Source organism: Bradyrhizobium sp. SZCCHNR1093 (assembly GCF_032381175.1).
Lineage (GTDB): Bacteria > Pseudomonadota > Alphaproteobacteria > Rhizobiales > Xanthobacteraceae > Bradyrhizobium.
The window spans coordinates 18,044-31,268 of record NZ_JAUHJJ010000020.1 but is presented as its reverse complement, the minus strand read 5'-3'; the positions used below and the strand labels follow the sequence as shown (position 1 = coordinate 31,268).

Annotated in this window: 13 protein-coding genes; 3 read left to right on the top strand and 10 right to left on the bottom strand. The window is 65.4% G+C overall.

Translation table 11 applies throughout. The features are described 5' to 3' along the window. The first annotated feature begins 9 nt into the window (after positions 1-9). A complete protein-coding gene (locus QX070_RS32360) occupies positions 10-1,164 on the top strand; it encodes an ABC transporter substrate-binding protein (protein ID WP_315741195.1) in 1,155 nt (384 codons plus the stop codon). A 63-nt stretch (positions 1,165-1,227) separates the two neighbouring features. Here the strand turns inward: QX070_RS32360 and QX070_RS32355 are convergent, their stop codons facing one another. The 10 genes from QX070_RS32355 to QX070_RS32310 form a co-directional block, all read right to left on the bottom strand. After that, the gene (locus tag QX070_RS32355; protein ID WP_315741194.1) at positions 1,228-2,199 is read right to left on the bottom strand and encodes a Gfo/Idh/MocA family oxidoreductase; all 972 of its coding nucleotides are present in this window, start codon (positions 2,197-2,199) and stop codon (positions 1,228-1,230) included. 1 nt (position 2,200) lies between these two features. Next, entirely contained in the window at positions 2,201-3,064 is an 864-nt protein-coding gene (locus tag QX070_RS32350; RefSeq protein ID WP_315741193.1) for a class III extradiol dioxygenase subunit beta, read from the bottom strand. Continuing rightward, a complete protein-coding gene (ligA, locus tag QX070_RS32345; protein WP_315741192.1) occupies positions 3,065-3,454 on the bottom strand; it encodes a protocatechuate 4,5-dioxygenase subunit alpha in 390 nt (129 codons plus the stop codon). A 12-nt stretch (positions 3,455-3,466) separates the two neighbouring features. Continuing rightward, the gene (locus QX070_RS32340) at positions 3,467-4,381 is read right to left on the bottom strand and encodes an amidohydrolase family protein (RefSeq protein ID WP_315741191.1); all 915 of its coding nucleotides are present in this window, start codon (positions 4,379-4,381) and stop codon (positions 3,467-3,469) included. An 8-nt stretch (positions 4,382-4,389) separates the two neighbouring features. Beyond that, positions 4,390-5,328 carry an NAD(P)-dependent oxidoreductase gene (locus QX070_RS32335; protein WP_315741190.1) on the bottom strand — a complete coding sequence of 313 codons (939 nt, stop codon included), beginning with the start codon at positions 5,326-5,328 and terminating at the stop codon, positions 4,390-4,392. Between the two features lie 6 nt (positions 5,329-5,334). After that, a complete protein-coding gene (gene ligK, locus QX070_RS32330; RefSeq protein ID WP_315741189.1) occupies positions 5,335-6,030 on the bottom strand; it encodes a 4-carboxy-4-hydroxy-2-oxoadipate aldolase/oxaloacetate decarboxylase in 696 nt (231 codons plus the stop codon). 15 nt (positions 6,031-6,045) lie between these two features. Next, a complete protein-coding gene (locus QX070_RS32325) occupies positions 6,046-7,071 on the bottom strand; it encodes an amidohydrolase family protein (RefSeq protein WP_315741188.1) in 1,026 nt (341 codons plus the stop codon). A gap of 42 nt (positions 7,072-7,113) precedes the next feature. Beyond that, complete coding sequence (locus tag QX070_RS32320; protein ID WP_315741187.1) at positions 7,114-8,490, bottom strand: MFS transporter; 1,377 nt, start codon at positions 8,488-8,490, stop codon at positions 7,114-7,116. A gap of 444 nt (positions 8,491-8,934) precedes the next feature. After that, positions 8,935-9,834 carry a LysR substrate-binding domain-containing protein gene (locus tag QX070_RS32315; RefSeq protein WP_315741186.1) on the bottom strand — a complete coding sequence of 300 codons (900 nt, stop codon included), beginning with the start codon at positions 9,832-9,834 and terminating at the stop codon, positions 8,935-8,937. Between the two features lie 246 nt (positions 9,835-10,080). Next, positions 10,081-10,494, bottom strand: a complete 414-nt coding sequence (locus QX070_RS32310) for a TspO/MBR family protein (RefSeq protein ID WP_315741220.1) — start codon at positions 10,492-10,494, stop codon at positions 10,081-10,083. 262 nt (positions 10,495-10,756) lie between these two features. On the opposite strand from QX070_RS32310, the gene QX070_RS32305 reads away from it, so the two are divergent. After that, positions 10,757-11,716 (top strand): MoxR family ATPase, encoded by a 960-nt coding sequence (locus tag QX070_RS32305; protein ID WP_315741185.1) that lies wholly within the window; start codon positions 10,757-10,759, stop codon positions 11,714-11,716. A gap of 6 nt (positions 11,717-11,722) precedes the next feature. Further along, on the top strand, positions 11,723-13,090 hold the full coding sequence (locus QX070_RS32300) for a vWA domain-containing protein (protein WP_315741184.1): 1,368 nt from the start codon (positions 11,723-11,725) through the stop codon (positions 13,088-13,090). Positions 13,091-13,225: the final 135 nt, after the last annotated feature.

Here is a 13,225-nt window from a genome sequence, read left to right as displayed (position 1 = left end):
GAGGATATCGTGAGACATCTGGGACGACTGAGCGGCGTTGCGCTGGCCGCTTCGCTGTGGGGCTTTCATGCGCATGCCGAGAACACTGTCTACATTCCGGACGTCGTCGAGCTGTCGGGCCCAGGCGCGGTGTCGGGGACGAACTGGCGCGATGGCGTCGCGCTTGCGGTCGACGAAATCAATGCCGCTGGCGGCATTCTCGGCCGCAAGATCACGACCGAGCATCTCGACACCCAGAGCAATCCCGGCGTCTCCCGCGCCCAGGTTCAGAAGGTGCTCGACCGCGAGCCTTACGTCGTGCTCGGCCCGATCTACTCCGGCTCGGTCAAGGTCAACATGGCGCTGACGCAGCAGGCGGAGGTACCGCAGATCGTCGGCGCCGAGGCGGCCGACATCACCACGCAAGGCAATCCCTGGATCTTCCGCACCGCCTTCGGCCAACAGTTCAGCATGCCGAAGATCGCCAATTATCTGCACGACCAGTCGAAGGTGAAATCGGTCGCCGTGGTCTGGGTGAATAACGATTTCGGCAAAGGCGGCCGCGACAGCTTTGTCAAGGAGATGAAGACCCGCGGCATCGACGTCGTGTCCGACATTTCGACCGAGCAGGGCCAGGTCGATTTCGGCTCGGACGTGATCAAGCTGAAGAACGTCAAGGCCGACGCGATCTTCGTCTACACCAACGAGGAAGAAAGCGCGCGTTTCCTGATCGAGGCCAAACGTCAGGGATTGTCGGTGCCGCTGTTCGGAGAGACGACGCTGCTCAGTCAGAAGGTCGTGGAGCTCGCAGGCCCCGCCGCCAACGGCGTGCGCGGCCATGTCGGCCTGAGCGCGGATGCGCCGGTCCCAGCCATCCAGGCCTTTGCGAAGAAGTTCAACGAGCGCTACCGCTACTGGCCCGACCATAACGGCATCAAGGGCTATACCGCGGTCTATCTCGTCAAATACGTCACCGAGATGATCGGCAAGTTCGACGGCCACGCCTTCGGCGCCACCATGAAAGGGCTGACGCTGACGCCGGACAAGGCACCTGGCATGCTGATGGAGGCAAGCTGGGACCAGAACGGCGACATCGACCGGGAGAGCTTCCTGGCCGAGATCGTCGACGGCAAGCAGAAGATCGTGGCGACGCTGCCGAAGTTGAAGCCGTCCAAGGCGCCATAAGCGGCCACGGGGCCGCGCCTGGGAAGTCCCCTCCCCGCGCCTACCACGCGAGGAGGGATAGTGTCAGCCCTTGGCGAGCTGCTCGTCGAGATCGTGCAGCACCTGGTAGCAGGGCAGCACCTGGGCCACGGAGGCGTTGGGCTCGCGGCCCTCGCGGATCGCGGCGAAGAACTCGCGGTCCTGCAGCTCGATGCCGTTCATGGAGACATCGACCTTGGAGACGTCGATCTTCTCTTCCTTGCCGTTCACCAGATCGTCGTAGCGGGCGATGTAGGTGCCGGTGTCGCCGATGTAGCGGAAGAAAGTTCCGAGCGGGCCGTCATTGTTGAACGACAGCGACAAGGTGCAGATCGCGCCATTGGCGGTCTTGAGCTGGATCGACATGTCCATGGCAATGCCGAGGTTGGGATGAATCGGTCCCTGCACAGCATTGGCCTTCACGATCGGCGAGCCCGCCTGATAGGCGAACAGGTCGACGGTGTGCGCGGCGTGGTGCCACAAGAGGTGATCGGTCCAGCTGCGCGGCTGGCCCAGCGCGTTCATGTTGGTGCGGCGGAAGAAGTAGGTCTGCACATCCATCTGCTGGATGTGGAATTCGCCGGCCTTGATCTTCTTGTGCACCCATTGATGACTGGGGTTGAAGCGCCGGGTGTGGCCGCACATCGCGACCAGCCCAGTCTCCTTCTGCAGCTCGACGACCTGCTGCGCGTCCTTCAGCGAGTCCGCCAGCGGGATCTCGACCTGTACGTGCTTGCCGGCCTTGAGGCAGTCGATCGCCTGCGCCGCATGCATCTGGGTCGGGGTGCAGAGAATGACGGCGTCAACCTCCGGCAGCTTCAGGCTGTCGGCGAGTTCGGTCGAGACGTGCTTGATGCCGTATTTGTCGGCGACTTCCTTGGTCTGGTCGAAGCGGCGCCCGACCAGCGACACCACCTCGACACCGTCGATGTTCTTGATGCCGTCGAGATGCTTGATGCCGAAGGCGCCGGCGCCGGCGAGCGCGACCTTGATGGTCTTAGAACCGTCTTTGGCCATATCAGTTGTTCTCCAGGATCAGATGGCCGACGGCGGTGTTACTGGCCGGCACATGGTAGAAGCGGTGACGCACGGTCGGCGCGTTGCCCTTCTTGGCTTCGTTGACGTCGCTCATGGCGCCGCGCGCGATCAGCCACATCACGAGCTCGATACCCTCGCTGCCGGCCTCGCGCACGTATTCGATGTGCGGCACCTTGGACAGGCCTTCCGGATCGTTGATGAGCTTGTCCAGGAACATGTTGTCCCATTCGCGATTGATCAGGCCGGCGCGCGGGCCCTGCAGCTGGTGGCTCATGCCGCCGGTGCCCCAGATCTGCACGTTGAGCGGCTCGTCATAGCTCTCGATCGCCTTGCGGATTGCCTTGCCGAGCATGAAGCAGCGGCGGCCGGACGGCACCGGATATTGCACGACGTTGACGGCGAACGGGATCACCGGGCACGGCCAGGCATCGACCTGGCCGAAGATCAGGCTGAGCGGCACGGTGAGGCCGTGGTCGACGTCCATCTTGTTGACGATCGTGAGATCGAAATCGTCCTGGATCACCGACTGCGCGATGTGCGCTGCGAGCCGCGGGTGGCCGATCACCTTCGGCACGGGACGCGGTCCCCAGCCCTCGTCGGCCGGCTGATATTCGGCCGCGGTGCCGATCGCGAAGGTCGGGATCATCTCCAGGCTGAAGGCGGTGGCGTGGTCGTTGAAGACCAGGAACACGACGTCGGGCTTCTGCTCCTTCTCCCACTGCTTGGCGAAGTCGTAGCCGGCGAACACCGGCTTCCAATAGTCCTCGCCGGTCTTGCCAAGGTCGAGCGCGGCGCCGATTGCCGGCACGTGCGAGGTGAAGACGCTTGCGGAGATATGGGCCATTTACTTCTTCTCCCCGGTGTAGCGGTTGCCCTCGACCGAGCGGCCGCCCTTGATCATCATGTCGCGATATTGATCTTCGGTCATGCCGGTCATGCTGCCGGCCATCTGCTGAAAGCTCTTGCCGTCGGTCGCACCGATCTTGGCGAGGAAGTAGATGTTGCCGCCGAGCGCAATGCAGCGGTTGAGGTCGCGGTCGAGCACCGCCTGCTTCTGCTCCTCGCTCATCGGCCATTCGTCGAGATAGGCACGCTCATTGGCCTTGAAGCGGGCGCGATTCTCCGCCTTCATCAGCGACATGCAGAACTGATTGAGATGATAGCCCATCCGCGACATGTCCGCGTCGAAGATGGTCGTGCCGGGAACGTCGGTATAGGGTTTGTCGAGCGACATCGCTTCTCTCCTTCAGGATTCGTCCGGCCAGTACAGCCGCATCGGGTTGTCGACCAGAAGCTTGTGCTGCAGCTCCGGCGTGACAGCGATATGCGGAATGAAATCGACCAGGAGGCCGTCGTCGGGCATGTGGTTCTTCAGATTCGGATGCGGCCAGTCGGTACCCCACAGCACGCGATCCGGGAAGGTCTCGACGATGCGCCGCGCGAACGGCACCACGTCACGATAGGCGTTCTGCTCGCCGTTCAGCGCCGGCGGTCCCTTGACCGAGAGCCGCTCCGGGCAGCTCACCTTCGACCAGACGTTTGGGTGCTCGCGCATGAACTTCACGAACAGCTCGAACTCTGGCCCATCGACCGGCTTGGAGACGTCGGGACGGCCCATGTGATCGACCACGACCGTGGTCGGCAGCGACGTGAAGAAGTCCCACAGCTCCGGCAGATCGACGGCCTCGAAATAGATCACGACATGCCAGCCGAGCTTGTTGATGCGGTTGGCGATCTCGATGAGCTCATCCTTGGGCGTGAAGTCGACCAGGCGCTTGACGAAGTTGAAGCGGACGCCGCGCACGCCGGCGTCGTGCATCGCCTGCAGCTCGGCGTCGCTGACGCTGCGCTTCACCGTGGCGACGCCGCGGGCCTTGCCGTTGGAATGCACGAGCGCATCGACCATGGCGCGGTTGTCGGCGCCGTGGCAGGTCGCCTGCACCACGACGTTGCGCGCGAAGCCGAGATGGTCGCGCAGCGCATAGAGCTGCTGCTTGGAGGCGTCGCAGGGGGTATACTTGCGCTCGGGCGCATAAGGGAATTCGGCGCCAGGGCCGAACACGTGGCAATGCGCATCGACGCTGCCGGCCGGCACCTTGAAGCGCGGCTTCGACGGGCCGTCGTACCAGTCGAGCCATCCCGGGGTCTTCTGGAACTCCATGAGGTTCCCTACTCCTTGGACTTGATCTTGTTGAGAATGCGATCGGCCTCGGTGCGCCAGTCCGGGCTGCGCGCGAACTCCTTGCTGCCGCGCGTGCCGAACAGGCCGTCATCGGCGAGATCGGCGACCCAGGCCTGGCGCTCGGCGGTGCCTTCCGCCGACCACGGCGTCAGCCCGATGTCGCGCACGGTCTCGGCGACCTCCCTTACCTCCTCGGCGCGGCGGCGGCCATGCTCGATCACGCGCTGAAAGAAATAGGCGCCCTGCTTATCCCAGTCGATGCCGGGAAACGTCTCCTTCAACGAGGCCAGCACCGCATCCTCGACGCCATACGCGCGCGCGGTGGTGAAGCTCTCGATCACCATCGCCTCCAAGCCCTTGATCATGATGCTGCGGCACATCTTGGTCGCCGAGGCCACGCCCAGCTTGTCGCTGGCGAACTTCGCGGCGAAGCCGAGATCGTTGAGCAGCGGCGCCAGTTCGCGCGCGCCGGAGCCGCCGAGCAGCAGCGGCACCGTGATGCGATAGGGCGGCACCGACGTCATGACCGCGCCTTCGACGTAACGTCCGCCGGCGCCGTCGATCAGCGCGGCGGCGCGCTGCTTGGCGCCGGGCGAGGCCGAGTTGAAGTCGAGGAACCAGGCGCCTGGCTTGATCGTGGCAGCACAGGCCTGCGCCACCGCCACGTCTTGGCTCGCGGTGACCGCGGAGACGATGAAGTCGGCCTGCGCTGCCAGCTCGGCATGCGAGGCTGCGAGCGTCACGCCGATTTCAGCGGCGTGGCTGCGCATCGCATCACCGCGCGAGTCCGCCAGCTTGACGTCATAAGCGGAGACGCGCACGCCGTCCCTGCGCAGATCCTCGGCGAGGATCTTGCCGACCTCGCCGTAGCCGATCAGCCCGACATGCCATCGGTTAGAAGGACTTGGGTTGGACGCCGCGGTCATTGCTGCTCAATCGATATATTTGAGCCCGGCCTTCGCCAGCGGCTCGCGCATCTTGTACATGTCGAGGCCGAGCACGCCGGACGCCAGCTTCTCGCGCTTGTCGGCCTCGTTGGCCTCGCGCGCGGCGGCGGCATCTGCGGCCTGATGAGCGACCGCGGCCGGCACGACGACGATGCCGTCGACGTCGGCGACGATCACGTCGCCCGGATTGACCGCCGCACCGGCGCAGACGATCGGGATGTTCACCGAGCCGAGCGTAGCCTTGACCGTTCCCCGTGCGGAAATCGCGCGCGAGAACACCGGAAACTGCATCTCGGTGAGATCAGCGACGTCGCGGACGCCGCCGTCGATCACGAGGCCCTGGGCGCCGCGGGCGCGAAAACTGGTGGCCAGGAGATCGCCGAAGAAGCCGTCGGTGTTCTCGACCGTGCAGGCGGCGACGACAACGTCGCCGGGCTGGATTTGCTCGGCGGCGACATGCAGCATCCAGTTGTCGCCGGGCTGCAGCAGCACGGTCACGGCCGTGCCGCACATCTTCGCGGTCGGATAGATCGGACGCATGTAGCACTGCATCAGGCCGACCCGGCCCATCGCCTCGTGGATGGTGGCGACGCCGAATTTCGACAGCTTCTCCACCGCGGCTTTGTCGGCGCGAGTGATGCTCTTCTTGACGATGCCGAGATTGTTCATGGGTGTGCTCATCTCGCTGGTCCTAGTTCACTTGCCCTTGGCCTTCAGCGCGGCGTCGAGACGCGGGAATACGCGCCGCGCATTGCCTTCGTAGATCTGGTGGCGCTGCTCGGGCGTCAGCTTGGCTGCCTCGATGTAGCGCTTGGTGTCGTCGTAATAGAAGCCGGTCTCGGGATCGATGCCGCGGACGGCGCCGATCATCTCCGACGCGAACAGGATGTTGTCGATCGGAATCACGCCGGTCAGCAGGTCGATGCCCGGCTGATGATAGACGCAGGTGTCGAAGAAGATGTTGTTGAGCAGATGATCCTTCAACAGCGGCTTCTTCAGCTCCTGGGCGAGGCCGCGGAACCGGCCCCAGTGATACGGCACCGCGCCGCCGCCATGCGGGATCAGGAACTTCAGGGTTGGGAAATCCTTGAACAGGTCGGACGTCAGGCACTGCATGAACGCCGTGGTGTCGGCGTTGAGATAATGCGCGCCGGTGGTGTGGAAGCAGGCGTTGCAGCTGGTCGAGACGTGGATCATCGCGGGGATGTCGAGCTCGACCATCTTCTCGTAGATCGGATACCAGTGCCGGTCCGACAGCGGCGGCGAGGTCCAGTGGCCGCCGGACGGGTCCGGGTTCAAATTGATGCCGACGAAGCCGTACTCCTTGATGCATTTCTCCAGCTCGGGAATGCAGGTCTTGGGGTCGACGCCGGGTGACTGCGGCAGCATCGCGACGCCAATGAAATTGTCCGGGAACAGCTTGCTGACGCGGTAGCACAGCTCGTTGCAGATCGCGGCCCAGGTCGAGGACTCCTGGAAGTCGCCGATGTGGTGAGCCATGAAGCTCGCGCGCGGCGAGAACACGGTGAGATCGCTGCCGCGCTCCTTCATCTTCTTGAGCTGGTTGCTCTCGATGCTCTCGCGCAGCTCGTCATCGCTGATCGAGAGCTCGGAGGCCTTCGGCATCACCGAGGGATCCTTGATGCCCGCGATTTGCCGGTTGCGCCACTCTTCGAGCGCCTTCGGGGCCGTCGTGTAATGGCCGTGCACGTCGATGATCACGTCAGTCTCTCCCTCAAGCTTCTCTGTCTTCCGGGGCGCCGCTCAATGCGCAATCACAGGGCTGCCGATATCCTTGCCGCTGACGCGGCCTCCCGGTCCCACGGCCTGCTTTACCACAAGGGCGAGCGCCGCGATCAAGCCGGGAACTGCGATCACGGTGAAAATCTCGCTGAAGGTCAGATGGCGGGCCGTGAGCTCGGCGACCAGGAAGGAGCCGGCAATACCGCCGAAGCGGCCGATGCCCATCATCCAGGCCACGCCGGTGGCCCGGCCCTGGGTCGGGTAAAAGGAGGCGGCCAGCGCTGGCAGCGACGACTGCGCCGTGTTCATGACGACGCCGGCGACGAACACGATCACCACCAGGAAGCCGATGTTGCCGACCGCCTGGCCGATCAGGAAGATCGTCACCGCGGTCAGGGCGTAGCCGACCGCGACGATGCGGTTGGCGTTGAAGCGGTCCATCAGCAGGCCAAAGAACACCGCGCCGACGCCGCCGAGCGGGAACAGCGCCGAGATCAGGGTCGCTGTCTGCGGGTTGAGCCCGACATCCTTGAACAGGACCGGCATCCAGTTGATCAGCGAGTAGAAGATCACGAGCCCCATGAAATAGGTGACCCACAGCATCACCGAGCCGACGCGCAGCACCGGCGACAGCACCATGCCGATGCCGGTCGCGTTGACGCGGCGGGTGGTCTCCGCATGTTCCGGCTCCAGCATCACGAACTGGCTCACATTCGCTGCAGCCGCCGAGATCCTGCGCATCACCTTGCGCACGCGCTCGACGCTCGCGCCGCGCGACAGCAGGTAGTGCACGGACTCCGGCAAGATCGCGATCAGCAGCACGGTCAACACCAGCGGCGTGACGCCGCCGAGCACCAGCACGCTGCGCCAACCCCATTGCGGGATCATCCACGCCGCGAGGAAGCCGCCGCAGGCCGCGCCCAGCGGAAAGCCGCAGAACATCAGGTTGGTCATGGTGGCGCGCAGCCGGCCCGGGCAATACTCGCTGAGCAGGGTCACGGCATTCGGCATGGCGGCGCCGAGGCCGATGCCGGTGACACAACGGAGCACGGTGAGTTCGGTCAGGTTGGTCGCGAACGCCGAGGCCAGGCAGGCGACGCCGAAGATCAGGACGGAGCCGACCAGCACCAGCTTGCGGCCGAGACGGTCGGCCACGGGACCGGCAAACAGCGCGCCGCCGGCAAGGCCGAACAGGGCCGCGCTCAGCACCGGCCCCAGCGCCGACTTCTCGATGCCCCACTCCTTGAGCAGCGACGGCGCGATGAAGCCGATCGCCGCGGTGTCGAAGCCGTCGAGCAGCACGATGACGAAGCCGAGCGCGAAGATCAGCCATTGGAAGGCGGAGAACTTGTGATCGTCGAGAAAGGCCTGGACGTCGACGCGGCCGGTCGTTTGCATCGTTTCTACTTTCCTTGGGGGCTGTTCTTGCTCGTTCACCGAGGTCCGCAAGGAGCGCGCGTCCGTGCGCGATCAGCCCTGCGCCTGCGGCGGCTTGACGGGATATGTGACCGGGCGCGACAGGGCGCGCCAGCGCCGGGCTGCGTCTATCAGCTATTCCAAAACGGCATGAGATATCAGGTGAGCCATGCTGATTTTAGAATGGGTCTCAACGGGTCTGGGCTGCGGATTGCGCACCACGTAGACGCCCCGGGCTCCCCCCTCCCCTGGAGGGGGGGAGAGTCGGCTCGCTTGAGCGCAGCGCAAGTGAGCCGGGTGGGGTGATCTCTCCAGATGCTCCGGCGCCCGTGGCTTCACCCCCCCCCGCTCGCCCGCTTCGCAGGCGACCCACCCTCCCCCTCCAGGGGAGGGTGGCACCCGCCGAGCCGAAACGGATTGCTGCAGTCAGCGCGGCAGTTTCCTGATCAGGGCCGTCGCCAGCTTCATCGTGTGCTGGGCCAGCGGGGTCGGCCGCTTGTGCGCTGATGTCACCAGGCACAGCACGCTAGTCGGCGCCGGCTCGGTCAGCGGACGGATCGCGAGCTCGCTCGCGCGCCCGGACGCGGCGACGCCGCTCGGGGTCAGCACGGCGTGGCCGTAGCCGGCGCAGACGAGGTCGATGATCGAGGGCACGCTCGACACTTCCCAGGCGATGTCGAGCTTGATCCCGGCGAGCGCGGCTTGCGTCTCCAGCAGACGCCGCATCGCATGCACCCGCTCCGGCATGATCAGCTGATAGCGCGACAGCTCGGCCATCGGCAGCGGCGCGGTGACGCGGCGCTTGCCCTTCGGCGCGTGGCTCACCAGCGCCAAGGGCTCCTGCAGCACCGGCGTAATTTCGATGCCGGCCTGGGCCTCGGGATTGTAGACCATGCCGACATCGATACGCCCCGTGGTCACCCACTCCACCACATGCGTCGACAGGCCTTCGACCACGGCGAGCCGCGCCGCCGGAAACTCCTTGCGGAAGCGGTCGATCAGCGGCAGCGTCAATTGCCGCGCGATGCTCGGCGGCAGGCCGATGGTGACGCGGCCGACCGGCGCGTCGCGGCTGGTGCCGAGATCCTCGCGCGCATGCGCCACCAATTGCAGCACGCCGACGCTATGGTCGAGCAGCCGCTTGCCGGCTTCCGTCAGCGCCACGCCGCGGCCATTGCGCGCGAACAGCTGCTGCTTCAGCTCGGATTCCAGCGCCCGCACCTGCCGCGACAGCGCCGGCTGCGCCACGTCGAGCACGCTTGCCGCCTTGCTGAACGAGCCGAGCTCGGCGACCTGCACGAAATATTCGAGCTGCTTGAGGTTCATGGCTGGAGGCCTCGAACATCATGCCTCAGTATGCACAGCCGGCTGCCCCACCCTCCGCTGTCGTCCCGGCGAAAGCAGGGACCCATAACCACCGGGGCCCTCTGTCGAGAAAGAAAGACGACGCAGAGCCGTTTCCAACAATCGGCCGTCCGCGGTATGGGTCCCGGCGTTCGCCGGGACGACGGCGGAGGATGCCGCGGCAGCCTGGCCAACCGTCCTAAGCTTCGCCCCATCAGCCGCCTCATCTCAGTTCAGCACATTCACCGCGAAATTCAGCGCGGACGCAAACGCGACCCAACAGGCATAGGGCACGAACAGCAGCGCCGCGATCCGGTCGTCGCGCCATTGCATGACGATGAAGGTCACGATCAGCACGAACATGCTGACGATGATCGCGAACGCCACCCACATCAGATGCGCGGTGAAGAACACAGGCGACCACGCGAAGTTTAGGACCAATTGGCCCCACCACACCTGCATCACGGCACCGCTGTCGACACGTTCATAGGTGCGCCAGCCGGCGAGCGCGATCATGATGTAGAGCGCGGTCCAGGCGATCGGAAACAGCCAGCCGGGCGGGGTGAACCACGGCTTGTTGAGCGAGCCGTACCAGGCGCCGGGCAGGTTCGAGGCGCCGATGATCCAGCCGCCTCCGACCACGAGGACCAGGAGGACGATGAGATGCAGGATGGATCGGTTCATATTCCGCTCGGCGTGATTTTCGGGGTCCGTCGATCCGGGACAGGCAGCCATGCTGCCCTGCCGACGCGCCCGCACTGGACAAGGATGGGCCGGGCGCGTAGCCAGGACATAACACAAAGCCAGCAAATGTCAGGGGTTTCGCCTGACGGGCATCGCAGGGACCGGACCGCCGATCACGTCAGCTCCAGGTCCGACTGCCCAAGGAAACGGAGTTCGATCAGTGGCTGAATCCCCGGCCCCCTCTTCAGCCATCGCCTCGATCGCGGCCGTCGAAGCCGGTCTCGCCGCCCAGGGCTATATCGCCAGCCGCCAGATCGCCACCGCCGTCTACCTGTCGCAGGCGATCGACAAGCCGATCCTGGTCGAGGGCCCAGCCGGCGTCGGCAAGACCGAGCTGGCCAAGGCGATCGCCGCCTGGCGCGGCCTGAAGATGATCCGGCTGCAATGCTATGAGGGGCTCGACGAGGCCAAGGCGCTGTACGAGTGGAAATACGCCAAGCAGCTGCTCTACACCCAGATCCTGAAGGACAAGCTCGGCGAGGTGCTGGGCGGCGCCCAGACCCTGCATGCCGCGCTGGCCCAGCTGCATGATTTCGGCGACGTGTTCTTCTCCAAGGAGTTCGTCGAGCCGCGGCCGCTGCTGCAGGCGCTGCTCGAGCCTGAGGGCTGCGTGCTGCTGATCGACGAAATCGACAAGTCGGACGCCGAGTTCGAGTCGCTGCTGCTGGAGATCCTGTCGGACTTCCAGGTCACCATCCCCGAGCTCGGCAGCATCGCCGCCGCCAAGCCGCCGACCGTGATCCTGACCTCCAACTCCGAGCGCAATCTCGGCGACGCCCTGAAGCGGCGCTGCCTGCACCTGCACATCGGCTTCCCCGAGCAGAAGCTGGAGGAGCGCATCGTCGAGAGCCGCATCCCCGGCATCTCGCAAACCCTGCGGCGGCAGCTCGTGGCTTTCATCCATGACATCCGCACGCTCGACTTGAAGAAGCAGCCGTCGGTCAGCGAGACCATCGACTGGGCGCGCGTGCTGGTGCTGCTGCAGGCGGCCGAGCTCGGCCATGACGTGGTGAAGGATACGCTCAACGTGCTGCTGAAATACGAGTCCGATATCGAGGTGGCGCTGCCGCAGGTGACGACCTTCATCGCCAAGGCGCAGCGTCAGAACATCTTCGGATAGGGCCCCATGCAGGAGAACCTGCATCGCTTCTTTCGCGCCGCTCGCGGCGCCGGCGTGCATGTCTCGCCGGCCGAGAGCATCGACGCGATGCGGGCAGTGGCGCGCGTGGGCCTGTCCGATCGCACGGTGCTGCGCGACAGCCTGCTGCTGACCTTGGCCAAGAGCGAGGACGAGAAGAAGGCGCTTGGCGCCTGCTTCGATCTGTTCTTCGCGCATGTCGATCCGGCACAGGCAGAGACGAACGAGGGATCAGAGGAGGCGGCGCAGACCGAAGCCCAGCCAGCGCCGACGTTGGGGCAGCAGACCGGCAAAGCGAATACCGAGCTCGGCCCCCTTGCCCAGATGCTGCTCGCGCAGAACACGGCCGAGATCTCGGCTGCGATCGCCAACGCCTCCAGCGCCGTCGGCCTTTTCGAGATCCGCTACTTCACTCAGCGCGGCCTGTTCTCCAGCCGCATGCTGGAGACGATGGGCATCCAGCGACTGCGCGACGATCTGGACGCACTGACCGAAAGCAATCCTGCGCTGGCCGAACGGCTGCAGGCCGGGCTCGATGGCCTGCGCGACACCGTGCGTGATGCCGTCGCGCAGGCGCTCGCACTGTACGGCCGCGAGGAAACCGAGAATTTGCGCCACGAGATCCTGCGCAACGCGCAGCTATCGCGCATTGAGCCGCGCCAGGTCGCGGCGATGCGGGCGCTGATCCGGCAGATCGCCCGCCGCCTGCGCGAGCGCTACAGCAAGCCGCGCAAGCGCCAGCGCCGCGGCCATCTCGACGTCCGCCGCACGCTTCGCCGCAACGCCGCCTGGGGCAGTGTGCCCTTCCTCACCGCGTGGAAGCGGCGGCATCGCGACCGCCCGAAGATCGTGGCGCTGTGCGACGTCTCCGGCTCGGTCGCGCGCGTCTCCGACTTCTTCCTGCTGCTGATCCACAGCCTGCACGACGTCGTCAGCGACGTCCGCTCGTTCGCGTTTTCTGGCCATCTGATCGAGGTCAGCGAGATCCTGGAGCAGAAATCCGCCGAGGAGGCGATGGCCGAGATCATGGACAAGGTCGGCTTCGGCTCGTCGGACTACGGCAGCTCGCTGGTCGATTTCGAGAAGCAGTTCATGGCCTCGGTCACGCCGCAGACCACCGTGATCGTGCTCGGCGACGCCCGCAGCAACAAGCTCGACCCACGCGCCGACATCCTGAAAGCCATCTCGGAGCGCGCCAAGCGCGTGGTCTGGCTCAACCCCGAAGGGCGCGTGACCTGGGGCTGGGGCGATTCCGAGATGCCGCGCTACCAGACCTTCTGCAACGTGGTCCGCCCCTGCGCGACCGCGCAGCAACTGGAGCGCGCCGTCAGCGATATCGTGTCGGCGTATCAGTAGCCCCCGCTCTCACCCCGTCATTGCGAGCGCAGCGAAGCTGCGCGCCTCCCAATGACAACATGATGGAGCAGCGCGTCGGGGCCTTGGATATCTCTCCCATTCGGGCCCAAGGAAAGTCCCGCGGTTGGGTCCCGG